Consider the following 24552-nt stretch of genomic DNA (forward strand, 5'->3'; position numbering starts at 1 on the left):
GCCCTATCTGAAGGTCATTCAACGCCTGTCGGATCGGGCATGCAAGTGCGCTGGCACGCGCCCTTGCTAAAGGTCAACTTTCCCGCTGCCAGAGCATCCCGTGGGTGACGATGAACTGGTACTTGCGGCGGTGTTCGCGGATCACCAGGGGCATTTCCTCCTCGCGGCGCAGCACGAAGCCTTCGTCCCGCAGGAAGGCCTTGAGGGCGTCGGCGCTCTTGATGGCGGCGCCGTTGTTGCTGTAGCCGCCGAGCCAGGCTTCCCGCGGGGTGAATTGCTCCAGCCACGAGTAGGGCGAGAACAGGGCGACGAGACCGCCCACCTTGACCAGCCCGCGGTGGCCGCCGAGCCGGCCGAGGAGCGACTTGGGGCTGGGCAGGCGGCACAGCAGGTTGGCCAGCATCACGGCGTCGAAATCCACCAGCTCGGCGGGCAGCGAACAGGCGTCGGCCTGGCGGAAGCTCACCCGGCTGCGGTCGATGGCGGGGTCGATGCGGGCGGTGACGGTGTCGCCCAGGTCGCCCTCGTCGCGGCGGAAGTAGTCGCGGCTGCCGGTTTTCTGGAGCTGCTCGGCGGCGTCGATGAAGGCGCGGGAGAGATCGACGCCCAGCACCGCTTCAAAGCTGCGGGCGAGCTCGAAGCTGGCGCCACCCACCGCGCAGCCGATGTCCAGCGCCCGGGCGGTGCCGCTGCCGTAGCGTTCGGCGCCTTCCAGCAGCCAGTGGGCGCAGCGCTGGGGGAAGGCGGTGGAACACTGGGGGCCGCCGGGCCAGGGCATCTGGGTGGCCGGGGCGCCGTGGTGGAGGAGCATGTATTCGTCCACGACGCGGGCGTCTTCATACACCTGCCGGCCGGCGTCGGCGGCGGCGAGCTTCACCACCCCGCCGTCGTGGTCGGCCTGCACCACCCGGAAGCCGGCGTGCTGGAAGAAGTGGGGGCGGAAGTGGAAGCGCGCCCACACGCTGGCCTCGTCACCGCACGACACCCACGAGCCGCCCAGCATCATCTGGTGCTGGCCGTCGTAGCAGGGGGTGGAGAAGTCGTCGTAGTAGGGATGAACCTTGCTGCCGGGCAGCGGGTTGAAGTCGTCGCCGATCCACTGCCACAGGTTGCCGAAGACATCACGCACACCGCTGGCGGCGGGCTTGCCGGCGTCCACGGGCCAGGGCGATCCGCAGGCGAGCTGGGTGTTCCAGCCCGTCTCGCGGCCGAGGGTGGCGCCGTCCGCGCGGGAGGCCGGGTCGGTGTCGGCCCAGGCGGCGTCACGCAGGGCCTGGTGCTCGGCTTCGGTGGGCAGGCGACAGGGCACGCCGTCGCGATGGCTGCGCCAGGCGCAGTAGGCCATCGCCTCGTGGGCGTTGACCTCGGCGGGCCAGTTCCAGGGCATCGGGATGGTTTCGAAGAGCGTGCGCAGGCGGTAGCGGTGCAGGCCGGCGGGGCCTTCGGGCACCCAGAAACACGGCCACTTGCTGTTGCGGAAACCGCGCCAGGCCCAGCCGGCTTCGGTCCACCAGCGGGGTTCGAGGTAGCCGCCAGACTGGATGAACTCCAGGAAGGCGCCGTTGCTCACCAGCAGGTCTTCCACCTTGAAGGCCTGCACGCCCACGCGGCGCTCGCCGTATTCGTTGTCCCAGCCGAAGCTGGGCCAGTCCACGGGCTTGCCCATGCGCACGGCGGTGGTGGCGATATCGACCAGATGCGGCGTCGGGAAATCCTGCCCGGCCTTGGGCGGAAAGCCGGTCTCGGCGCCAGCATCGGCGTGGAGTGCCGGCCAGCCGGCGGGGCGGGCGAGGAAGGCGACGGGCAGCTCGCGGATCAGCACCGACGAGGTTTCGAGGTGGATGCGCTCGTGGTCGAAGCCCATGAACAGCGCCCACAGGGGGTGGTTCATGGTGATCGGGGCGTGGCCGTCGGCGAGGTCCGGGTGGGTCTCGATGAGGTTGCGGACGGTGGTGTAGACCTGCTGGCGATAGGTGTGGGCCTCGGCAAAGCTGGGCCACAGCATCTCGTTCTTGGACATGTCGTCCCAGCGCATCTCATCCACGCCGGTCTCGAAGATCCGCTCGAAATAGGGGTTGATGGGCGCCGGGATCAGCCCGGCCACCCGCAGCTTGTTGATGTACAGCGCCGCCGGATGACAGTAGTAGAAGATCATCGGGTGGCGCAGGTGGTGGTAGGGCGGCCGGTAGAAGGCCTCCTCGCCCTGCAGCGCGGAGAAGAGCGTTTCGGTGAGCGTCCAGCCGTTGTCGAAGACGGCCAGCACCTGGTTGCGGGAGCAGGTGGCGAGGTTGGGCGCGGGCAAGGCCGTGAGGGTGCCGCCGGGCTGGCAGCCGGGGCAGGCGGACGGGGCGAGGCCGGTCCACCACCAGTCGGCGCGCGGGCCGCGCAGCAGGGCGTCGTGTTCGCCGCGGAGATTCTGGCGCCAGGGCTCGATGGCTGCGGGCAGGGCGGGTTCGAGCGTCGGGTGGGTCATGCCGTACTCCTGAGGTCTTGTTGTGCTGAAGGCCAGACTTTAGTCCGACTTTGGCCGGGGTGGGGTGGTGTTGGGGTTTTTCCGGGGGGCGTCAACCGGCCGGGGCCGTCGTCAGTCGAAGAGTTCCCCCTGGGTGGACCGCTCGTCGGGGATGGGCACGGCGTCGCGACGGATCAGGCTGCTCACCTTCACCCCCAGCAGGCGGATGCGCCGATCGAGCGGCACGCGTTTGAGGCATTCGCCGGCGGCCTTGCGGATCGCCGCGGCGTCGCCCACGGGCAGGGGCAGGGTCTGGTCGCGGGTGACGGTGTGGAAGTTGTCGAAGCGCAGCTTGAGGCCCACCGTCTTGCCCACGTAGCCCTTGCGGGCGAGATCGTCGGCGAGCTGCTCGCACAGGCGGGTGAAGCGGGTGGACAGCTCGGGTCGGTCGCCCTTGGGGTGGAGGTCGCGCTCGAAGGTGGTCTCGCGGGAGAGGCTCTTGGGCTCGCTCTCGGTGACCACCGGGCGCTCGTCCTCGCCCCGCGCCGCGCGATGCAGCCACACCCCGTAGCGCTCGCCGAAGTGATCCTGCAGCCAGGCCGGATCGGCCGCGGCCAGCTCGCCGATGGTGACGATGCCCAGCTCCTCCAGCCGCGCGGCGGCCTTGGGGCCGATGCCGTTGATGCGCTTGGCAGGCAGCGGCCAGATGCGCGCGGGCAGGTCGTCGGCGGTGACCACGGTGATCCCGGCGGGCTTGTCCAGATCGGAGCACAGCTTGGCGAGCAGCTTGTTGGGGGCGACGCCGAGGGAGCACGAAAGCCCGGTGGCGTCCCGCACCGCCTGCTGGAGCTGCAGCGCGACCAGCCGGGCGCCGTCCACGGTGGCGTCCGGGTTGAGGGCGGAGAGGTCGATGTAGATCTCGTCGATGCCCCGGTCTTCCACCTGCGGCGCAAGGTTGCGCACGGCGGCCTTGAAGAGCCGCGAGTAATGCCGGTAGGCGTCGAAGTTGGCCGACAGCAGGATGGCCTCGGGCGCCAGCTGGGCGGCCTTCATCAGCCCCATGCCCGAGTGTACGCCCAGCGCCCGGGCCTCGTAGGTGGCGGTGGTGATGACGCCGCGGCCCACGTAGGTGGCAAGGCGCGGGAAGTCCCCGCCATCGCCGCCGGCCCGGCGTCCGCCCACCACCACCGCCTGGCCGCGCAGTTGCGGGTAGCGCAGCAGCTCGACGGACGCGAAGAAGGCGTCCATGTCCAGGTGGGCGATGCTGCGGGAAAGGGCGGGCATGAGCAGGCGGCGGGTGACGGCGGGGCTATTGTGCCCCAAGGCGCGGAGGGCGCCATTGTAGGTCGGACTTCAGTCCGACAGACCCGGCCGGATCGAGCAGTGGTGTCGGACTGAAGTCCGACCTGCAAAGGGTGCGTACAGGGCTTGGAATGGGTGGCGAGTGCGGGCAAGCTGCGCCCGGTGTGATCGAGGAAGAGGCTGCGCATGGCGACCGAGCGGGAATTCATCGAATACGTGGCGGATCAGGCTGCATCGGCGGGGAGCATGAGCTTTCGCAGGATGTTCGGCGAGTACGCGCTGTACTGCGAGGGCAAGGTGGTGGCGCTGGTGTGCGACAACCAGGTGTTCGTCAAACCCACCGCGCCGGGCGCGGCGTGGGTGGGCACGGTGACCGAGGGCTTTCCGTATCCCGGCGCCAAGCCGTGGATGCTGATCGCCGATGAGCTGGACGAGCGGGACTGGTTTGCGCGGCTGATCCGCCTGACCGCCGACGCGCTGCCCCTGCCCAAACCCAAGAAGCCGAAGAAGCCCAAGGCGGGCTGACTTTCCTCCACCGGCCCGGCCGGGTCACAATCGGCGCTCCGCGCAGCGCGCACTTGATTGCAGGAAGACCATGTCCCGGGATTACTTTGCCCACAAGGCGGCGAGCTTTGACCAGAACCCCGCCCGCGTCGACAACGTGGCGGCCATCGCCGAGGCGCTGCAGGCGACGATCCGCCTCGACCGGACGATGCACCTGATGGATTTCGGCTCGGGCACCGGCCTGCTGCTGGAGCGCATCGCGCCGCTGGTGGGCAAGATCACCGCGGTGGATGTATCCGAATCCATGAACCGCCAGCTGGCCGAGAAGATCCCGAAGCTGGGCTGCCCGGTGGACATCCGGCCGGTGGATCTGGTGCGCGAGGCGATCGACGGGCCCTTCGACGGGATCATCTCGTCGATGACCCTGCACCACGTGGAAGACATCGGCGCGCTCTTCCGGCGCTTCCGGGCAATGCTGAAGGACAGCGGCTTCATCGCGCTGGCCGACCTCGACAGCGAGGACGGCAGCTTCCACAGCGAGGACACCGGCGTCTTCCACAACGGCTTCGACCGGGCCGAGATCAGCCGGATTGCCGAAGCCGCGGGCTTTGGCGAGGTGGCGGTGGTGTCCGCCAGCGTAGTACGCAAGCCTCAGCGGGATTACCCGGTGTTCCTGCTCACCGGGCGCTGCTGAGGTTTCGTCCGCCCCATGAAAAAGGCCCGCCGGAGCGGGCCTTTCGCTATTTTGGTGCGGGTGGATCAGCGCTGGCGGCGGCGCAGCACGAGGCCACCGACGCCCAGGGCCGCCAGGGCGAGGGTGGTGGGCTCGGGGATCTGCTGGGCCTGGAAGCCGGCCACCACGTCGTCGGTGATGCCGAGCACGAAGAACTGGTTGGGGTTGGCGGTGGGGGTGCCCTGCACCGACACGGTATCCAGGAAGTCGTTGTCGTTCACCACGATCAGGGTGTGCTGCAGCACGCCGTCCACCAGCACGTCGGGGCCGAAGGCGAGACCTTCGATCTTGGCGGGGATGGTCCGGTCGGTGAAGCCGTTGGCCTTGAGCAGGGTGACCAGATCGACGAACAGGCTCTTGGCGACGGCCTTGGGGGCCAGCGCCGCTTCGCCGGTGAGGGCCGAGACGTCCGCCGCGCCGGCGAGGTCGACGCGGTAGAGCTTCTTCTGGACGGCCTTGGAGTCGTCGCCCAGGCCCTTGCCGTCGCGCTCGTCGAGGATGAACTCGTGGTCGTTGATGGCGACGATCTCGCTGATGCTGCCGTACTTGGGCTTGGCGACGGTGCCGATGTTGTCGAGCTTGTAGGCGTATTCGTGGGTGATCTTGCCGCTGGCGATGTCGATGGTGACGATGCGCACGGTGCTGGCGTCGGTGCCGCCGTCCTGCTGCAGCGGGCTCTGCATCACGCCCACCAGGGTCTTGCCGTCGGGGGTGATGGCGAGGCCTTCCATGCCCTTGTTGGCCACGCGGCCGCTGGTGTTGGCGCTGATCTCGGTGGCGCCCTGGGCCGACAGGGTGCTCACCGCGAACTTCTCGGGCAGGGTGAACACGTTGATGCGGTTGCCGGTGGTCTTGTCGAACTGATAGACGTAGGGGCCGTACTCGTCGGTGATGAAGACGCTCTGGCCGTTGGCGGCCACGCGGATGCCTTCGGGGTCGAAGCGGGCGTTGTTGCTGTTGGTGGAGAGGCCGGCGCCAAAGGCGTCGGAGCGGCCGGTGAAGTAGTGCTGGCCGCTGCCGCCGGTGAGCACCGGGGCGCTGCCGTAGTTGAGGGCGCTGGTGCTGGAGAGCAGGGTGGTGCCGGTGAGGCTGGGGCTGAGGGTGGTGACCGCGCCGGTGGTGAAGCTGGCGCTGGCAAGGCCGAGGCTCACCGTCTGGTAGCGGGGAATCCACGAGGTGGTTTCATCCACCGCAGCGTTCCAGCTGCTGGCGTTGGGGCCGCGATCGGGGGTGGCGTAGAAGGTGTCGCCGCCGGCCCAGGCGATGGCCGAACCCAGGCCGCCCAGGATGCTGGCGGACGCGCCGTTTTCGAGGGTGCCGCCGAGGCCGGACAGATCGGAGCCGGCGAGCTGGCCGATGCCGATGAGGGAGACCCCGGCGTGGGCGGAGTTGGCGGCGAGCAGGGCCGGCACGACGACGGCCAGCAGACGTTTGGCGAACAACATGGGGACAACTCCTTGCAAGGCGGTGGATGCAAATCCGGGAAACACTACGCAAGGACTGTTACGCGGGGGTTAAGCCCGGTGATTCGGTTGTCCGGTGGGGAATGGGGCGGTGTCGGACTGAAGTCCGACCTACAGGGCGGGTGGTGCGCTTTGTAGCGGGGGATCGGGCGGTGGTGCTCTCTGTAGGTCGGACTTCAGTCCGACATCCGCCGTGCCAGGATGACGCATCGGGCGGACCTGATGATCCACGGACGCCGATAGATGACCGATGGGCGCGGAGAGATCGTTGATGGGCGCCGTGCCATCGATCATCTGGCGCGCGCCATGATCGATCTCGCCGGCACCATCGTTGATCCGATAGTCCAAACCATCAATGGGACGCTTCCCATCGAGGGTGGAGACTATCGGATGAAGGATGGAAGGCGCGAGATGCTTGATCTACGGGCCTCCGCCCTTCATCCGGCGGGCTCAGGCTGCGGCTTCGGCGCCGGCTTCTTCCTGCTGCTGCAGCTGCCACATGCGGGCGTAGGCGCCGCCCCTGGCGAGCAGGTCGGTGTGGTGACCGCGCTCGATGATGTGGCCTTGATCGAGCACGATGATCTCGTCGGCGTTCATCACGGTGGACAGCCGGTGGGCGATGACCAGGGTGGTGCGGCCCCGGGCGGCGGCGTCGAGCTGGGCCTGGATGGCTTTTTCGGTTTGCGAGTCCAGCGCCGAGGTGGCTTCGTCGAAGATCAGGATGTCGGGGTTCTTGAGCAGGGTGCGGGCGATGGCGACGCGCTGCTTCTCGCCGCCGGAGAGCTTGAGGCCGCGCTCGCCGACGCGGGTCTCCCAGCCGTCGGGCAGGCGCTCGATGAAGCTCGACAGCTGGGCGGCGCGGGCGGCGGCTTCCACCTCGTCGCGGCTGGCGTCGGGGCGGCCGTACTGGATGTTGTAGAACAGGGTGTCGTTGAACAGCACCGTATCTTGCGGAACGATGCCGATGGCGGCGCGCAGGCTGTCCTGGGTGAGCTGGCGGATGTCCTGGCCGTTGATGCGCACGGCGCCCGTCTGCACGTCGTAGAAGCGGAACAGCAGGCGGGCGAGGGTGGATTTGCCCGAGCCGGAGTGGCCCACCACCGCCACCGTGTGGCCGGCGGGGATGGCGAAATCCACGTCGTGGAGGATCTTGCGGGCCGGGTCGTAGGCAAAGCCCACGTGGTCGAAGCGCACGTCGGCGGCGCCGCGGGCGAGGGGCTGGGCATCGGGCGCGTCGGCCACTTCGCGGTGGGTGCCCATCAGGCCGAACATGCGCTCGATGTCGGTGAGGGCCTGGCGGATCTCCCGGTACAGCACGCCCAGGAAGTTGAGGGGGATGTAAAGCTGGATCAGGAAGGCGTTGACCAGCACCAGGTCGCCGAGGGTCATCCGCCCGTCGGCCACGCCCAGCGCCGCGCGCCACATCATCGCGGTGACGCCGCAGGCGATGATCGCCGCCTGGCCCACGTTGAGCAGCGACAGGGACTTCTGGTTCTTGATCTGGGCGGCCGTCCATTTGGCCAGCTCGGTGTCGTAGCGGCGGGTTTCGAAGGCCTCGTTGTTGAAGTACTTCACCGTCTCGAAGTTGATCAGGCTGTCGATGGCCCGGGCGTTGGCGGCGGAATCCAGCTCGTTGGCCTGGCGGCGCAGGGCGGTGCGCCAGTTGGTGACCTTGAAGGTGAAGGTGACGTACAGCGTGAGGGTGAACACCGTGATGAGGGCGAAGCTGGGTTCGTACTTCACCAGCAGGATGCCCACCACCAGCCCGATCTCGACGAAGGTGGGGAGGATCGAATACAGGGTGTAGCTGATCAGCGAGCCGATGGAGCGGGTGCCGCGCTCGATGTCACGGGTGAGGCCGCCGGTCTGGCGTTCCAGGTGAAAGCGCAGCGACAGGGCGTGCAGATGGCGGAACACCTGCAGGGATATCTCCCTCACGGCTTCCTGGGTGACCCGGGCGAACACCAGCTCGCGCAGCTCGGTGAGGGCCGAGGTGGAGAAGCGCAGCGCCCCGTAGGCCACCAGCAGCGCCGCCGGCACCACGATGAAGGCCTGGTCCCGGGAGAGGTCGAGGCCATCCACCAGCTGCTTGAAGACCAGCGGCACCGCCACGTTGGCGAACTTGGCGCCGATCAGGCAGCTGAGGGCGAACAGCACCCGCCACTTGTAGGCCCACAGGTAGGGCAGCAGCTTCTTGATGGTCTGCCAGTCGTGGCGTTCGCCGCTGGCGGGGACGGGAGGGGGGCCGGAAGGGGAGCGACGCATTTGGGGGCAGTGAGGAGTAAGGGGTGAGGAGTTAGGAGGGCTTTGCTGGTCGAGGGTGCGCTGGCGATGGGGTGTGGGTGGGGCGGAAGGAAGCAGAAGGGCAGGGTGTGGCCTCGTTGCGTCTTACCCTTCACTCCTCATCAAACGCACCGCCAGCCCGATGAACAGCACGCCGCACAGGCGGTCGAGCCAGGGGCCGAGGCGGGGGCGGCGGGACAGCAGGCGGCCGATGTGGCCGGCTGCGAAGGCCATCGAGCCGAAGATCACGACGGTCTGGGCGATGAACACGAGGCCGAGGGCGAGCATCTGCAGCGAGACGCTGCCCCGGGCCGGGGCGGCAAACTGGGGCAGGAAGGCCAGGAAGAACAGCCCGACCTTGGGATTGAGGGCGTTGGCGACGAAACCCCGGGCCACGTCGCGCTGCCACGGGCGGGGCGGGGTGCCGGCCGCCGGGGAAAGGGCGCCGCCGCTACGCAGGGCCTGGATGCCCAGCCACACCAGCCATGCCGCGCCGGCCAGCTTGAAGGCCGTGAACAGCCCGGCGGACGCGCGGATCAGCGCCGCCACCCCGAGGGTGGCCCAGGCGATGTGGGTGAGGCAGCCGGCCGCGCAGCCGAGCCCGAAGGCCAGCCCGGCGCGGCGACCGCGGGCCAGGCTCTGGCCGATGACCATCAGGTTGTCGGGCCCTGGCGCGAGGGTGATCAGGACCGAGATGCCGAGAAAGGCGAGCAGCGTGTCGAGGGTGGGCATGGCGCCCGATTCTGGGCGGCCATGGCCGGGGCGTCAATGTGTGTGCGTGTGCTCGTTGCAGAGCAGGGACGGATCGCTCACGGCGGTCTCGCCCATCTTCTGGAGGTTGTCGAGCACCCGCATCGAGGCGCTCTCCATCTCGTCCAGGTGGCGCAGCAGGGCGGCCTGATCGCCGGCAGCGTTGGCTTCGAGGGCGGCGATGCCGGCGGCGTGCACGCGGACGTGGGGCGGCTCGATCTCCCGGTAGCCGGGCAGCTTGCTGAAGCACGCCTGACCTTCGCCTTCGTAGTACCACTTGCCGAGACGGCAGCCGGTGTGGCTGGCCACGTCGCCGGCCTTCAGGTCGAGCATGCCGAAGATGGCCAGGTAGATGCGGAACTTGAAGACGATGTGGTCGATCTTGGCCACCTCGACGAAGCTCTTCATGGCGCTGCCGGCGATTACCCCTTCCATGGCGCCGGAGAGGGCCATCAGGCGCTGCATGTCACCGGTGGCGGTCTGGCCGCGGACGCTGAACTCGCTGGCCGTGCGGGCCAGGGTTTCCATGCTGTCGCGGGCGCAGGTGGAGTCGTCGCGGATGCGCGTGACGAGGGTGGAGATGTCGCGGGTGGCGGTGGAGGTGCGTTCGGCGAGCTTGCGCACTTCATCGGCCACCACCGCAAAGCCGCGGCCGGCTTCGCCCGCGCGGGCGGCCTCGATGGCGGCATTGAGGGCCAGCAGGTTGGTCTGGTCGGCCACGTCGTGGATCAGCTTGACGATGCTGCTGATCTCGTCGGCCCGCTGGGCCAGGTTTTCCACCTGATGGGCGGAGACTTCGGATTCGGCCGCCAGGTGGGACAGGCTCTGGGCGATCTCGGTGGTGGCCTGGCCGCTGGCGTGGGAGACGTGGGCGGCCTCGATGGCCTTGTCTTTCTCGGCGCGCAGCAGGTTGGCCATTTCGGCCAGGCTGCCCTGGGCGTTGGTGAGCGAGCTGCCGAAGGCGCTCATGCGCTCGACGACCGCCAGCTGCCCGGCGGCGGCCTGCTGGTGTTCGGCGCTGGATTGCTGCAGCATGGCTATCTGGTCCCGCAGGGCGGCGACTTCGGACCGCAGTGCCTGCTCCCTGTCGCGGGTCGTCTGGAGTTCGGTCTCCAGCTCCCTGAACGTGTTCTTGTTGATCCACATGGCGATTCTTCTCATCTCCGGGCTTGAAGAACGCGCGGATATGCCTGAGCGTGCCGCGTCATGTCTTCATCCCAATGTTGTAGTTAAGGCGGTAGGCTTGTTATCGGCGATTCTTTCGATAACTTTTGGCTGTGCACGGCCTTCTCCGCCGTATCGGATCCATCCATGAACCCGAATTCCGAGCGTCTTCCCCTTGCGCTTCTCGGCCTCGTGGCCATTGCCCTGGTGCTGTCGGGCATCACGCCCTTCGACCGGGCGACGTGGTGGATGGAGGTGGCGCCGGTGATGATTGCGGCGCCGCTGCTGGTGGCCACCCACCGGCGCTTTCCGCTCACGCCGCTGCTGCACGTGCTGATCGCCGCCCACGCGCTGGTGCTGATCGTCGGCGGCGCCTGGACCTACGCCAAAGTGCCCTTCGGCTTCTGGCTGCAGGATGTGCTGGCGCTCGATCGCAACCCCTACGACCGTATCGGACACTTCATGCAGGGCCTGGTGCCGGCAATGGTGGCGCGGGAGATCCTGCTGAGGCTGCGGGTGGTGCGCGGGCGCGGCTGGCTGTTCTACATCGTCACCAGCCTCTGCCTGGCGATCTCGGCGCTCTACGAGCTCATCGAGTGGGGCGCTGCGGTGGCCCTGGGGCAGGGGGCGGATGCCTTCCTCGGCACCCAGGGTGACCCGTGGGACACCCAGAACGACATGGCGATGGCGCTGGTCGGTGCGATCACCGGCCAGCTGCTGCTGGGGCGCTGGCAGGATCGGCTGATCGGCCGGCTGGGCGGGCTGCGCCGGCCGCTGTGAGGCTCAGTGGAGGGTGCGGGGCATCGCCAGGGTGAATTCGGCGATGGGCGCGTCGAAGCGGGCGCCGTCGCCAGCCACCATCTGATAGCTGCCCTTCATGGTGCCCACCGGGGTGTCGATGGTGCAGCCGCTGGTGTATTCAAACTGCTGGCCGGGCTGGAGCACGGGCTGCTCGCCCACCACGCCGGCGCCCTGGACTTCCTGCACCTTGCCTTCGGCGTCGGTGATGATCCAGTGGCGGCTGATGAGCTGGGCGGTCACGCTGCCGGTGTTGCGGATGGTGATGTGGTACGCGAAGACGTAACGGTTCGCCTCCACGTCGGACTGCTCGGGGATGAAACGGGCTACGGCCGTTACCTGGATGGATTCCGGGGTGGATGTCGTGGTCATGGTGCCGGGAGGGTTTGCGGGGTTGGGGTGCTTCATTGAAGCCCAATCGCCGCCGCCCCGCAACCATCGGCAGCGTTGGCGCGGCCGTTTGCCAGCGGTAAACTGCGCGCCTCCCTCCGCCATCCGAGCCGTAAACGGACCTTCCCCATGAGCTACCGCATCGCCCCCAGCCTGCTTTCCGCCGACTTCGCAAAACTCGGCCAGGAGGTCACCCAGGTGATCGCCGCCGGCGCCGACTGGATCCACTTCGACGTGATGGACAACCATTACGTGCCCAACCTCACCATCGGCCCGCTGGTCTGCGAGGCGATCCGCCCCCACACCACCGCGCCCATCGACGTGCACCTGATGGTCAAGCCCGTCGATCGCATCGTGCCCGACTTCGCCAAGGCCGGCGCCGACATCATCACCTTCCACCCGGAAGCCTCCGAGCACGTCGATCGCACCCTGGGCCTGATCCGCGACAGCGGCTGCAAGGCCGGGCTGGTGTTCAACCCGGCCACGCCGCTCAACTGGATGGACTACGTGATGGACAAGCTCGACGTGGTGCTGCTGATGAGCGTGAACCCGGGCTTCGGCGGCCAGAGCTTCATCCCGGGCACCCTCGACAAGCTGCGCGAGGCCCGCGCCAAGATCGACGCCTACACCGCCCGCACCGGCCGCGAGATCCTGCTCGAGGTGGATGGCGGCGTGAAGGTGGACAACATCGCCCAGATCGCCGCCGCCGGCGCCGACACCTTCGTGGCCGGCTCGGCGGTGTTCGGCGCCCCCTGCGACACCGATCCGAACCGCTACGACACCGTGATCGGCAAGTTCCGCAAGGCCCTGGCCGGCTGATCCGGCTTCATCCTGCGGCGCGCCGCCGGGCCGACGGCGGCACGCCCAGGAGCTTCACGAAGGCCCGGCGCATCCTTTCCGGATCGCCGAAACCGCAGCGCCGGGCCACTTCCTGCACCGACGCGCCGCCGCTCTCGAGCTGCGCCGCGGCCGCCTCGACCCGCAGCCGCTCCACCGCCCGCGCGGGCGATACCCCCACCTCCGCCGTGAAGCGCCGCGAAAAGTGGCGCGGGCTCATGCACGCCTTTTCGGCCAGTGCATCCACGTCCAGCCGCTCGTCCAGATGGCTGCGGATGTGGTCGAGCAGCGCCGCAAAGCGCCCGTCGGGGGGCTGCAGTTCGGCCAGTTCGGAAAACTGCGACTGCCCGCCCGGGCGCCGGTAATACACCACCAGCTGGCGCGCCGCGTGGCGGGCGGCGGCTTCGCCCAGGTCGTCGGCAATGAGCGCCAGGGCCAGGTCGATGCCGGCGCTGATGCCGGCGGAGGTCCACACCTTGCCGTCGCGGATGAAGATCCGGTCGGCCTCCAGCTTCACCTGCGGAAAGCGCTTGGCAAAGGCCGGCGTGCGCTGCCAGTGGGTGGTGGCGCGGCGGCCGTCCAGCAGGCCCGCCGTGGCGAGCAGGAAGGCCCCGGAGCACACGCTCGCCACCCGACGCAGGCGGGCACCGCTGCGGGCCACGAAATCCACCGTGGCCGCGCAGCCGGTGGCCGGATACACGCCGTCGCCGCCCACCACGATGAGCGTGTCGGCGTCCGGCGCGTCGTCCATCGCCTCGGTGGCGAGGCGGATGCCGCCAGAACTGGCCACGAGGCCGCCATCCCGCGACACCAGCTGCAGCGTGTAGGCGCCGGGCGCGGCGCCGTTGGCGGCCTCGAAGGCCGACAGGGGGCCGGCGGCGTCGAGGATCTGGAAATCGGGATAGACCAGAAAACGGATCGTGCGGGTCATGGCATGAAATGAGGTAATTGCGTCATTTACGCCATCACTCTAGCCGGCGACGATGGGCGGGTCAAAACCGTCCGGAGTCCGTCATGAACCGCAACGTCCTGCTGCTTGCCCTGAGCCAGGCGCTGGCGATGACCGTCGTCAGCCTGATGCTGTCTTCCTCGGCGCTGGTCAGTGTCGATCTCGCCGCCACGCCCGGCTGGGCCACCCTGCCGCTGGCGGCCCAATACCTCGCCACCATGCTGGCGCTGCATCCGCTGGCCCGCCTGTCGGCGCGGCTGGGGCGGCGGCCGGTGTTCGTCGGCAGCGCGCTGGTGGGGGCCGCCGGGCTCGCGCTGGCGATGGCCGGCATCGCGACCCGCAGCTTCGCGCTCTTCGTGCTGGCCGGGCTGGGCGTGGGCGTGCTGGGGGCGGCCAGCCAGTTCTACCGCTTTGCGGCGGCCGAGGCCGTGCCCGTCGAGCGGCGAGGCCAGGCGATCTCCCTGACCCTCGCCGGCGGCGTGCTGGCGGCCTTCCTCGGGCCGATCATCGCCCGCCACACCCGCGATCTGGTCACGACGCCCTTTGCCGCCAGCTTTGCGGTGCTGGTGGGCGTGGCCCTGCTGGCGGCGCTGCTCGGATCGCGGCTCACCCTGGCCGCACCGCAGCCGGTGGCTGGGGGCAGGGCGCCGCGCCGGCTGGTCGAGATCGCCCGCCAGGGGCGCTTCCGGCTGGCGGTGGCCGGCGGGGCCATCGGCTACGGGGTGATGGGCCTGCTGATGACCGCCACGCCGCTGGCCATGCTGTGCGTGCGGCACGACTTTGGCGCCACCACCGCGGTGATCCAGTGGCATCTGGTGGCGATGTTTGCGCCGGGCTTCGTCACCGGCGCGCTGGTCCGCCGCTTCGGGGCGCCGGCGGTGATGTTCGGCGGCGGGGTGCTCAATCTGGCGGGCATCGCCTGGGCGCTGGGCGGCGACGCGATCAGCGACTTCGGCATCGCGCTGGCCCTGGTGGGCGTGGGCTGGAATTTCCTCTACGTGGGCGCCACCACGCTCCTCACCGACGCCTGCCGCGAAGAGGAGCGCCCCGCGGTGCAGGCCTTCAACGACAGCACGGTGTTCCTCACCGTCACGCTGGCCACGCTGTTCGCCGGGCGGCTGGTGGATGGTCTCGGCTGGGAGCGGGTCAATCTGCTGGCGGCGCTGCCCGTGGTGCTACTGATGGCGGCGATCGCGGTGGGTGGCTGGCGGCGCGGCGTGCTGGCGTCGGCCCGGTGATCTCCCGTATCCTGCGCGGCTTCCGTTTCAGATGCCTCGCCCTGCCATGACTGCCCACACCCCTGGCCGCCCGGTGCGCGCCGTGTTGTTCGACCTGGACGGCACCCTGCTCGATTCCATCCCCGATCTGTCCGAAGCCTGTCACCGGATGATGGTCGAGCTGGGCCGCGCGCCCCATTCCATCGACACCATCCGCACGTTTGTTGGCAAGGGTATGCTCAACCTCGTGCGGCGCTGCCTGGCCGAGCACGGCACCGCCAGCGACGCCGAGATGGCCGAGGCGGTGGCGGCCTTCCAGCGCCACTACGCTGAGGTCAATGGCCTCGCCACCACCCTCTACGAGGGCGTGCTGCCGGCGCTGGCGGCGCTGCAGGCGCAGGGCGTGGCGATGGCCTGCGTCACCAACAAGCCGGCCGCCTTCACCGGGCCGCTGCTGGAGCGCATGGGCATTGCCCGCTACTTTGGCGCCACGGTGAGCGGCGACACCCTGCCCGAGAAGAAACCCCATCCGGCGCCGCTCTTCCACGCCTGCGAACTGCTGGGTGTGACGGTGGCGGAGTCGCTGATGATCGGCGACTCGGCCAACGACGCCGAAGCCGCCCGCGCCGCCGGCATGCCGGTGCTGCTCGTCACCTATGGCTACAGCGAAGGCATGCCGGTGGACAGCATCGAATGCGACGGGCTACTATCCAGCCTCGTCGATGCGCTTCCGCGCATCCGCTGATTCATCGGACCAACCCGATTCCATCGTGACCCCGAAGCGCATGACTTTCGTACAGGAGTTCCCTGCCGTTCGTATCCCCACCCCCGGTGGATGCGGCGGCCGGTCATGGCTGGGCTGCTGAGCCCCGTCTGAACCTGTCACGAGCAGCCCTCGTGATACCCTCGCGAAAAAGCATCATGTCCTTCCGGAGTCTCCATGACCGAAGCCGAATTCCAGGCCCTGGCCGACCAGGGCTATAACCGCATTCCGGTTACGCTCGAAACCTTTGCGGATCTCGACACCCCCCTCTCTGTTTACCTGAAGCTGGCCAACGCGCCCAACACCTACCTGCTCGAATCCGTGCAGGGCGGTGAGCGTTTCGGCCGCTACTCGATCATCGGCCTTGCCGCGCCGACGCGCATCGAGGTGCATGGCCGCACGGTGCTGCTGCTCACCAATGATCGGCTGGTTGAACGCCGCGATTACGGCGACCCGATCTCCTATGTGGGCGAGTTCATGCAGCGCATCAAGGTGCCGCCGCGGGATCATCTGCCGCGTTTTGCCGGCGGCCTCGTCGGCTGCTTCGGCTACGACACCGTGCGCTACATCGAGCCGCGCCTCGCCAAAACCGAGAAGACCGACGAGCTCGGCACGCCGGACATCCTGCTGCTGTTGTCCGAAGAGATTGCCATCGTCGATAACCTCTCCGGCAAGCTCACCCTGGTGGTGTATGCCGAGCCCGAGGTGCCCAACGCCTACAAGCGCGCCCAGAAGCGCCTGAAGGAGCTGCTTGGCAAGCTGCGCGAGCCGGTCAATGTGCCGGCGGACCAGCGTGCCGCGCCCACCGAGGCGGTGTCGAGCTTCGGGGAAGAGGCCTTCAAGGCCGCCGTGCAGCGGGCCAAGGACTACATCGTCGAGGGCGACATCATGCAGGTGGTGCTCAGCCAGCGCATGAGCAAGCCCTTCGGCGCCTCGCCGATGGCCCTGTACCGGGCGATCCGCAGCCTCAATCCGTCGCCCTACATGTTCTATTTCAACTTCGAGGAATTCCAGGTCGTCGGCGCCTCGCCGGAGATCCTGGTGCGCCTCGAGGACAAGGACGTGACCGTGCGCCCCATCGCCGGCACCCGCAAGCGCGGCGCGACCTACGACGAGGACCAGGCGCTGGAGCAGGAACTCCTCGCCGACGAGAAGGAGCGCGCCGAGCACCTCCAGCTCCTCGACCTGGGCCGTAACGACTGTGGCCGCGTCGCCACCACCGGCAGCGTCAAGGTCACCGAGCGCTTCACCGTCGAGCGTTATTCCCACGTGATGCACATCGTGTCCAACGTCGAAGGCAAGCTCAAGGATGGGCTCGACGCGCTGGCTGTGCTGCGCGCCACCTTCCCGGCGGGCACCGTGTCGGGCGCGCCCAAGCTGCGGGCGATGGAGATCATCGACGAGCTCGAACCCACCAAGCGCGGCATCTACGCCGGCTCGGTTGGCTATCTGGGCTTCCACGGCGACATGGATCTGGCCATCGCCATCCGCACCGCGGTGGTCAAGGACGGCAAGATTCACGTCCAGGCGGGCGCCGGCATCGTCGCCGATTCCGATCCCCAGTCCGAGTGGCAGGAAACCCAGAACAAAGCCCGCGCCATGCTGCGTGCGGCCGAGATCGCCGAAGCCGGCCTCGACACCGCGCTGTGAACACCATGCAAAAGGCCGCCCGCAGGCGGCCTGGTGCAACGCGACGGGCGAGAGGGTCAGAACGCGATGCCGACCTTGGCCTGAACCAGCCAGTTGTCCGCGCCGTGCTGGCCGGTGGCGATCGTCTTGCCGACGGTGTCCTGCCAGCGCGCGCCAAGGCCCAGGTTGAGCTGGCCCATGCGGTAGTCCAGATCGGCGCCGGCCTGCCAGGCGAACATGTCCACGGTGCGGTTGCCCGCGTCGGCCTTCACCCAGCCGATGCCGGGACCGATGCCGAAGGTCACGTCCTTGGCGACGGGGATCGTCCAGCGCGGGTTGAGTTCGACGGTGGTCAGATCAAGCCCGCCCTTGTCGAACTTGTTTACCGACAGCTTGGTGCGCACCACGCCGGTGGGCGTCTGGATCAGGCCGCAGTTCATGGCCAGCTCCAGGCCCCAGGCGTCGCCGCTCTTGGCGTGCTGCGGGTCCATGATGCCGCCGGTCACCGACGCCACGAAGTTCGGGGCGTAGCCCTTGTCGGCAATCGGCAGGAACTGCCAGTCGCCGGCGAAGGCCGGGGCGGTGAGGGCCGAGAGGGCGGCGGCGATCGTCAGGATGCGGGTCGTTTTCATCGTTCTTCCTCGGGTGTTGTTGGAATGTGGCCTCATCTTTCCACACCCGCCGACCGCCTGTCGGTAACCAAGGTTACAAACATTTGCCGGGCCCGCGCCGCGCAGCGCCGGGCCGGCATCAAGTCAGAACAAGCCAATGCGCCCGCCCGGAGCGGCGCCGGCGCCCAGCGAAAGGATGCTCCGTCATGCTGCTGATGATCGACAACTACGACAGCTTTACTTACAACCTCGTGCAGTACTTCGGCGAACTCGGTGCCGACGTGCGGGTGTATCGCAACGACGAGATCACCGTCGAGCAGATCGCCAACCTCAAGCCGGCCCAGATCGTCGTCTCGCCGGGCCCGTGTTCGCCGGCCGAGGCGGGCATCTCGGTGGCGGCCATCCAGGCCTTCGCTGGCAAGATCCCGCTGCTCGGCGTGTGCCTGGGCCACCAGAGCATCGGCGCGGCCTTCGGCGGCAAGATCGTCCATGCCAAGCGGCTGATGCACGGCAAGGTCTCGCCGGTGCATCATCTCGACAAGGGCGTGTTCAAGGGGCTGCCCAACCCGCTCACCTGCACCCGCTATCATTCGCTGGCCATCGAGCGCGAGTCGCTGCCCGACTGCCTCGAAGTGACCGCCTGGACCGATGACGGGGAGATCATGGGCGTGCGCCACAAGACGCTGTTCGTCGAGGGCGTGCAGTTCCACCCCGAATCGATCCTGACCGAGCGCGGCCACGACCTGCTGCGCAATTTCCTCGAACAATCCAAAGCCTGACCGGAGCCGCCATGTCCATCACTGCCCAGGAAGCCCTGCAACGCACCATCGAGCACCGGGAAATCTTCTACGACGAGATGCTGTCGCTGATGCGCCAGATCATGGCCGGCGAAGTCTCGCCGGTGATGACCGCGGCCATCCTCGCCGGCCTGCGCGTCAAGAAAGAGACCATCGGCGAGATCTCGGCGGCCGCCACCGTGATGCGCGAGCTGTCCACCAAGGTCATCGTGCCGCCGCCCAACGATCACTTCCTGGACGTGGTGGGCACCGGCGGCGACGGCTCCCACACCTTCAACATCTCCACCGCGACGATCTTCGTTGCCGCGGCGGCCGGCGCCCGCGTCGCCAAGCACGGTGGGCGCAGCGTCTCCAGCAAGTCCGGCAGCGCCGATGTGCTCGAAAGCCTGGGCGTGAACATCAACCTCAAGCCCGAGCAGGTGTCCGAGTGCATCGCCCGCACCGGCATCGGCTTCATGTTTGCCCCCAACCACCACAGCGCCATGAAGAACGTCGCCCCGATCCGTCGCGAGATGGGCGTGCGCACCATCTTCAACATCCTCGGCCCGCTCACCAACCCGGCCGGTGCGCCCAACACCCTGCTGGGCGTGTTTCACCCCGATCTGGTGGGCATCTGCGTACGCGTGATGGAACGCCTGGGCGCCAAGCACGTGCTGGTGGTGCATGGCCGCGACAGCATGGATGAGGTGTCGCTGGGCGCCTCGACCCTGGTGGGTGAGCTGAAGGACGGCCAGATCCGCGAATACGAGATCCACCCGGAAGACTTCGGCCTCACCATGATGTCGAGCCGCAACCTCAAGGTGGCCGACGCCGACGAATCCAAGGGCGTGCTGCTGGGCGTGCTAGACAACAAGCCGGGTGCCGCCCGCGAGATCGTCGCGCTCAACGCCGGCACCGCGCTGTACACCGCCAATCTGGTGGATTCCATCGGCGAGGGCATCGTGCGCGCCCGCGAGGTGCTGGCGTCCGGCGCCGCCCGGGCCAAGCTCGAGGAATTCGTCGCCTGCAGCAAGTCCTTCGCCTAAGCCGCTCCCATTCAGAGAACCTCCATGTCCGACATCCTCAACAAGATCCTCGCCGTCAAGCACACCGAAGTCGCCGCCGCCCGCGCCGCGGTGTCCGACGCTGCCGTGCGCGAGCTCGCCGCCGCCCAGGCTCCCGCGCGGGATTTCGTCGGCGCGATGCGCGCGAAGATCGCCGCCGGCCGCGCCGCGGTGATCTCCGAGATCAAGAAGGCCAGCCCCTCCAAGGGCGTGATCCGCGCCGACTTCCGCCCCGCCGAGATCGCCGCCAGCTACGAGAAGGCCGGCGCCGCCTGCCTGTCGGTGCTCACCGACCGCCAGTTCTTCCAGGGCGCGCCGGAATACCTCCAGGCCGCCCGCGCTGCCTGCAGCCTGCCGGCCCTGCGCAAGGATTTCCTGGTCGATCCCTATCAGGTGTACGAAGCCCGCGCGATGGGCGCCGACGCCATCCTGCTGATCGCCTCGGCGCTCTCGCTGGCCCAGATGCAGGAGATGGAAGCCATCGCCGAGAGCCTCGGTCTCGGCGTGCTGGTCGAAGTCCACGACGGCGCCGAACTCGACGTGGCCCTCAACCTGCGTACGCCGCTCATCGGCATCAACAACCGCAACCTGCGCACGTTTGAGGTCAGCCTGCAGACCACGCTCGATCTGCTGCCGCGCATCCCCGCCGAACGCATCGTCGTCACCGAATCGGGCATCCTCGCCCCGGCCGACGTGGCCCTGATGCGCGAGCACAAGGTCAATGCCTTCCTGGTGGGCGAAGCCTTCATGCGCGCCGACGATCCCGGTGCCGGCCTCGCCGCCCTCTTTGGCTGACCGATGAGCGACACGCCGGCGCCCGCCGGCGCTGCCCCGCAGGATCAAACCCCGCCGCCGCCCCGCTCGGGCTGGGGGCGGCGGCTTCTGCGCGGGGTGCTCGCGCTGCTGATCGCAGGCATCACCGTGGCCATTGTGCTGGTCGGCTGGCTGGGTGGCACCACCTCGGGCCTTGGGATGCTGGTGGATTTCGTCGCCCGGCTGTCGGGCGGCGTCGTCACCTTCGAGAAGGCCGACGGCTACCTGCTGGGTGATCTGCACCTGGGCCTGCTGCGGGTGCGCACGCCCACGCTGCAGGTGGATGTGCATGACCTGGCCCTCACCTGGAACCCCGCCGCGCTCACCCGCGGCCGGCTCGACATCGCCCGCCTCGCCGCCGCCGACGTGCAGGTGGCCAGCGCTCCCAGCGACGCGCCCTCCACGCTGCCGGGCAGTCTTGAACTGCCCGCCGCCATCGCCATCGACCACTTCCAGATCGGCCGGCTGCAGGTGGGCAAACTCGAAGATGGCAAGCCCGCCGCGCCGGACATCGAATTCACCGCCCTGGCCGGCGCGCTGCAATCCGACGGCCGCCACCACCGGGCGACCGGCCTCAAGGCCACTGCGCCCTTCGGCCAGCTGGCCGCCGACGCCGAGCTCGACGGCCAGCGACCTTTCCCCCTCAAGGCCAGCGCCAGCCTCGCCACCCGCCACGCCGACGAAGCCTGGACGGTAAGCGCCAAGGCCGGCGGCGACCTGCAGAAGCTGCTGCTGGATGCCACCATCGCCGGGGCCGGTGTTGATGGCACGGCCGCCATCGTCGCCACGCCCTTTGCCAGCCTGCCGCTGCAATCGGCCAAGGCCCACCTCACCGGCGTCGACCCGAAGCGCTTCCACCCGGACGCGCCCACCGCCACCCTCGACATCGACGCCGATCTCGTCCCGTCCGCCGCCACCGACAAGCCCACAGCCACCGACTGGGTGGTGAGCGGCCCGGTGCGCATCGTCAACCGCGCCCCCGGCACTTACGACGCCGGCGCGCTGCCGGTCGAATCCCTCGCCACCGCTCTGCGCTGGGCGGGCGGCGAATTGGCGCTGGCCGACATTGATCTGCGCCTGCCGGGTAACGGCCGCGCCGAAGGCTCGGCCCGCTGGCAGGCGCCCAAGCCCGGCACGGGCAACGAGCCCGCCGCCGGTTTCGGCAAGGTCGACGCCGAACTGCGCATCAGCAATCTCGACGCCCGCAAGCTCGACAAGCGCGCCGTCACCACCCGAATCGCCGGCCGCATCGACGCCGACGCCGACGCCGAGGCGCAGACCGTCCGCGCCGATCTCCGCGACCCGCAGCTCGCCCTGCGCCTCGACGCCCGCCACGCTGCCGGCCTCGTCACCATCGACAAGCTCCTCGCCACCGCCCGCGCCGCCCGGCTGGAGGCTACCGGCAAGCTGGCGCTGGATGCCGCCGGCGCCTTCGAGGCCACCGGCCGGCTCGACCGCTTCGACCCCCGCGCGTTCGTGACCACCGCGCCCACCGCCGACCTCAACACCCGCTTCACCCTCAAGGGCAAGCGCGCGCCGCACCTTGCCGGGCGGCTCGATTTCGATCTGGCGCCCAGCACCCTCGAAGGCAAGCCCCTGGCCGGCCGCGGCGTGCTGGCGGTCGAAGGCACGCGCCTCGCCGATGCCGACGTGGCCCTCACCCTGGCCGGCAACCGGCTCGTCGCCAAGGGCCGGTACGGCAAGCCCGGCGATGCCCTCGACCTGAACCTCGACGCCCCGGCGCTCGCCGCCCTCGGCCACGGCCTGGGGGGCAAGCTGCACCTGACCGGTGTGCTCCGGGGCAGCATCGATCACCCGGCGGGGGATTTCGAACTCACCGCCGAGCAACTCGCCGTCGGTGGCATCCGCATCGACGCCGCCAACGGCCAGGGCCGCATCGCCGAGGGTAGGAACGGCAGCATCGCCGTGGCCCTGTCGGTGGCCGGCCTGCGCACGCCGGCCAAGGACGGCAGCGTCGGCGACGCGCTGCTGCGTCGGGCGAGCTTCGTCTTTGATGGCACCCGCGCCGCCAACACCGCCCGGCTGGAGGCCTACGCCAATGGCTCCACCTCCGTCGTCGCCACCCTGGCCGGGGCGCTCTCCGATGGCCCCCGCTGGCAGGGCCGGCTCGATAGCTTCCAGCTGCGCGGCGACGATCGCCTCACCCTTGCCGCGCCGGCGCCCCTGCTGCTGTCCGCCGACGAGATCACCCTGGGCGCGGCCGAAGTGCGCGGCGTGGCCGGCGGGCGTTTCCGGCTCGACGAAACCCGCTGGCAGGCCCGGCATCTGGTCGCCCGGGGCAGCGTCAGCGGCGTGCAGGTCGGGGTGAATCTCGATCCGGCCACCCGAAAGGTGCAGTCCCGCGGCAACTCGCTGCAGATCGGCGGCGAATGGAACGTGGACATCGGCGAGCAGGTGAATGGTCTCGTGCGCGTCTTCCGCGAAAGCGGCGATCTTGAACTTCAGGGCGATTCGCCGGTGCAGCTGGGGCTGGACGAGCTGCAGCTCACCGTGAGCGCCGCGTCCAACCGCATCGCCTTCGGCTTTTCGGCCCACGGCAGCCGGCTGGGCAGCGCATCGGGCGCCGGCACTGCGCTGGCCGAGCGCACCGCCGACGGCACCGTGCGGCTGGTGCCCGGCGCGCCCCTGTTGGGCTCTGCGCGGCTCGACATCCCCTCCATCGCCTGGGCCGGCCCGCTGGCCGACCAGAACCTCAAGACCGACGGCAGCCTGAAGGGCGAATTTTCCCTCGCCGGCACCCCGGCCAGCCCCGAAGCCGCCGGCCGCATCCGGGGCGACAAGCTCTCCTTCGTGATGGCCGACCAGGGCCTGCACCTGTCGGGCGGCACCCTGCAGCTCGACTTCAACCGCGACCGGCTCAATCTCGAGGAATTCAGCTTCGTCTCGCCCAACCGGGTCAAACCCCGCGAAGGGCGCATCGACCTGGCCCGGCTCACTGCCACCCCGGGCACCCTCAAGGCCAAGGGGCAGGTGCAGCTCGCCACCGGCGAAGGCCATTTCGATTTCCGCGCCGACCGCCTGCCGCTCCTTCAGCGGGTCGATCAGTGGCTGGTGCTGAGCGGCGAGGGCGAGCTCGCCACCGGCTGGAATTCCGCCCACCTCAAGGGCCGGCTGGCTGCCGATGCGGGCTTTGTCGAACTCTCCCGCACCCCACCGCCCAGCCTGGGCGAGGACGTGGTGGTGCTCGACCCCGCGCGAGGTGCCAAGGCCCAGGCCAGCCCCTTCAGCATGTCGGTCGATCTGGCCATCGGCCTGGGTGACGCCCTCTACGTGCGCGCGCTGGGCCTCGACACCCGTCTCGCCGGCGACCTGCGGCTCACCTCCGGCCCCGGCCGCCCCCTGGCCGCCACCGGCACCATCACCACCGTGGGCGGGGTGTATGAAGGCTATGGCCAGAAGCTCAGCATCGAAAAAGGCATCATCACCTTCAACGGCCCGGTGGCCAATCCGGGCCTCAACGTGGTGGCGCTGCGCAAGGGCCTCACCGTCGAGGCCGGCGTGGGGATCACCGGCACCGCCCGCCGGCCGCTGGTGCGGCTGGTGTCGGAGCCCAACGTGCCCGACCCCGAGAAGCTCGGCTGGATCGTCCTCGGCCGTCCGCCCGATCAAGGCTCCGGCGGCGAAATGGCCCTGCTGCTGCCTGCGGCCCAGGCCCTGCTGGGGGATTCGGGCTCCGGCATGTCGGCCGGCCTGGCCCGGGCCCTGGGTTTCGACGAAATCTCGTTTGGCTCGAGCGTCGACAGCCGCAGCCGCGTGCAGACCAGCAGCGTCGCCACCGGCAGCGTCACCGGCACGGCGTCCAGCGCCTCGTCCAGCAACATCGACAGCGTGCCCGGGCAGGTCATCACCATCGGCAAGCGCCTCTCCGCCCGGGCCATGCTCTCCTTCGAGCAGAGCATCTCGGGCACGTCGAGCATCGTCAAGCTCACCTACCAGCTCACCCGCCGCATCGCCGTCATCGGCCGGGCGGGCAGCGAAAACGCGCTGGACGCGGTGTTCACGCTGTCGTTCAAGTAGGCGGCGCACGCGGTCA

20 protein-coding genes are annotated in these 24552 nt (G+C 69.1%); 11 read left to right on the forward strand and 9 right to left on the reverse strand.

Going from position 1 to position 24552, the window contains the following annotated elements:
- Positions 1-73 precede the first annotated feature (73 nt).
- Positions 74-2473: a 5-histidylcysteine sulfoxide synthase gene (gene ovoA, locus Q0672_RS04080; protein WP_298620020.1), complete on the reverse strand. Its 2400-nt coding sequence runs from the start codon at positions 2471-2473 to the stop codon at positions 74-76.
- Positions 2474-2584: 111 nt separating this feature from the next.
- Entirely contained in the window at positions 2585-3736 is a 1152-nt protein-coding gene (gene dinB / locus Q0672_RS04085) for a DNA polymerase IV (protein ID WP_298620023.1), read from the reverse strand.
- Between the two features lie 204 nt (positions 3737-3940).
- Here dinB and Q0672_RS04090 point away from each other — a divergent pair, with 204 nt between their 5' ends.
- Positions 3941-4279, forward strand: a complete 339-nt coding sequence (locus Q0672_RS04090) for a TfoX/Sxy family protein (protein ID WP_153160086.1) — start codon at positions 3941-3943, stop codon at positions 4277-4279.
- 70 nt (positions 4280-4349) lie between these two features.
- Positions 4350-4952, forward strand: coding sequence for a class I SAM-dependent methyltransferase (locus tag Q0672_RS04095; protein WP_298620029.1), 603 nt, complete (start codon positions 4350-4352; stop codon positions 4950-4952).
- Positions 4953-5017: 65 nt separating this feature from the next.
- Here the strand turns inward: Q0672_RS04095 and Q0672_RS04100 are convergent, their stop codons facing one another.
- The 4 genes from Q0672_RS04100 to Q0672_RS04115 all read right to left on the reverse strand — a co-directional run bounded on the left by Q0672_RS04100 (position 5018) and on the right by Q0672_RS04115 (position 10633).
- Positions 5018-6436 carry an esterase-like activity of phytase family protein gene (locus tag Q0672_RS04100; protein WP_298620031.1) on the reverse strand — a complete coding sequence of 473 codons (1419 nt, stop codon included), beginning with the start codon at positions 6434-6436 and terminating at the stop codon, positions 5018-5020.
- Positions 6437-6904: 468 nt separating this feature from the next.
- Positions 6905-8719 (reverse strand): ABC transporter ATP-binding protein/permease, encoded by a 1815-nt coding sequence (locus Q0672_RS04105; RefSeq protein WP_298620034.1) that lies wholly within the window; start codon positions 8717-8719, stop codon positions 6905-6907.
- A 123-nt stretch (positions 8720-8842) separates the two neighbouring features.
- On the reverse strand, positions 8843-9469 hold the full coding sequence (locus Q0672_RS04110) for a LysE family translocator (protein WP_298620037.1): 627 nt from the start codon (positions 9467-9469) through the stop codon (positions 8843-8845).
- A 33-nt stretch (positions 9470-9502) separates the two neighbouring features.
- Positions 9503-10633: a methyl-accepting chemotaxis protein gene (locus Q0672_RS04115; RefSeq protein WP_298620040.1), complete on the reverse strand. Its 1131-nt coding sequence runs from the start codon at positions 10631-10633 to the stop codon at positions 9503-9505.
- 165 nt (positions 10634-10798) lie between these two features.
- Between Q0672_RS04115 and Q0672_RS04120 the strand changes: the two genes are divergently transcribed.
- Positions 10799-11431, forward strand: coding sequence for a DUF2238 domain-containing protein (locus Q0672_RS04120; protein ID WP_298620043.1), 633 nt, complete (start codon positions 10799-10801; stop codon positions 11429-11431).
- Between the two features lie 3 nt (positions 11432-11434).
- Here Q0672_RS04120 and apaG read toward each other — a convergent pair whose 3' ends face one another.
- Entirely contained in the window at positions 11435-11821 is a 387-nt protein-coding gene (gene apaG / locus Q0672_RS04125; protein WP_298620046.1) for a Co2+/Mg2+ efflux protein ApaG, read from the reverse strand.
- 147 nt (positions 11822-11968) lie between these two features.
- Here apaG and rpe point away from each other — a divergent pair, with 147 nt between their 5' ends.
- The gene (gene rpe / locus Q0672_RS04130) at positions 11969-12658 is read left to right on the forward strand and encodes a ribulose-phosphate 3-epimerase (RefSeq protein WP_298620048.1); all 690 of its coding nucleotides are present in this window, start codon (positions 11969-11971) and stop codon (positions 12656-12658) included.
- 7 nt (positions 12659-12665) lie between these two features.
- Here the strand turns inward: rpe and Q0672_RS04135 are convergent, their stop codons facing one another.
- Positions 12666-13607 carry a GlxA family transcriptional regulator gene (locus tag Q0672_RS04135; protein WP_298620050.1) on the reverse strand — a complete coding sequence of 314 codons (942 nt, stop codon included), beginning with the start codon at positions 13605-13607 and terminating at the stop codon, positions 12666-12668.
- An 83-nt stretch (positions 13608-13690) separates the two neighbouring features.
- Here Q0672_RS04135 and Q0672_RS04140 point away from each other — a divergent pair, with 83 nt between their 5' ends.
- The 3 genes from Q0672_RS04140 to trpE all read left to right on the forward strand — a co-directional run bounded on the left by Q0672_RS04140 (position 13691) and on the right by trpE (position 17255).
- Positions 13691-14863, forward strand: a complete 1173-nt coding sequence (locus tag Q0672_RS04140; protein WP_298620052.1) for an MFS transporter — start codon at positions 13691-13693, stop codon at positions 14861-14863.
- A 46-nt stretch (positions 14864-14909) separates the two neighbouring features.
- Positions 14910-15587 (forward strand): phosphoglycolate phosphatase, encoded by a 678-nt coding sequence (locus Q0672_RS04145; protein WP_298620054.1) that lies wholly within the window; start codon positions 14910-14912, stop codon positions 15585-15587.
- Positions 15588-15782: 195 nt separating this feature from the next.
- Positions 15783-17255 (forward strand): anthranilate synthase component I, encoded by a 1473-nt coding sequence (gene trpE, locus Q0672_RS04150; RefSeq protein WP_298620057.1) that lies wholly within the window; start codon positions 15783-15785, stop codon positions 17253-17255.
- A gap of 56 nt (positions 17256-17311) precedes the next feature.
- Here trpE and Q0672_RS04155 read toward each other — a convergent pair whose 3' ends face one another.
- Positions 17312-17866 carry a hypothetical protein gene (locus Q0672_RS04155; protein ID WP_153160099.1) on the reverse strand — a complete coding sequence of 185 codons (555 nt, stop codon included), beginning with the start codon at positions 17864-17866 and terminating at the stop codon, positions 17312-17314.
- Between the two features lie 185 nt (positions 17867-18051).
- Between Q0672_RS04155 and Q0672_RS04160 the strand changes: the two genes are divergently transcribed.
- Genes Q0672_RS04160 through Q0672_RS04175 form a run of 4 tightly spaced genes read left to right on the forward strand, consistent with a single transcriptional unit; the run spans position 18052 to position 24536 of the window.
- Positions 18052-18624 (forward strand): aminodeoxychorismate/anthranilate synthase component II, encoded by a 573-nt coding sequence (locus Q0672_RS04160; protein WP_298620061.1) that lies wholly within the window; start codon positions 18052-18054, stop codon positions 18622-18624.
- 11 nt (positions 18625-18635) lie between these two features.
- The gene (gene trpD / locus Q0672_RS04165; RefSeq protein ID WP_298620064.1) at positions 18636-19667 is read left to right on the forward strand and encodes an anthranilate phosphoribosyltransferase; all 1032 of its coding nucleotides are present in this window, start codon (positions 18636-18638) and stop codon (positions 19665-19667) included.
- 24 nt (positions 19668-19691) lie between these two features.
- Positions 19692-20480 (forward strand): indole-3-glycerol phosphate synthase TrpC, encoded by a 789-nt coding sequence (trpC, locus tag Q0672_RS04170; RefSeq protein WP_298620066.1) that lies wholly within the window; start codon positions 19692-19694, stop codon positions 20478-20480.
- 3 nt (positions 20481-20483) lie between these two features.
- Positions 20484-24536: a translocation/assembly module TamB domain-containing protein gene (locus tag Q0672_RS04175; RefSeq protein WP_298620068.1), complete on the forward strand. Its 4053-nt coding sequence runs from the start codon at positions 20484-20486 to the stop codon at positions 24534-24536.
- The last annotated feature ends 16 nt before the right edge of the window (positions 24537-24552 follow it).

Origin of the sequence: uncultured Zoogloea sp. (genome assembly GCF_937894855.1) — a bacterium.
Lineage (GTDB): Bacteria > Pseudomonadota > Gammaproteobacteria > Burkholderiales > Rhodocyclaceae > Zoogloea > Zoogloea oryzae.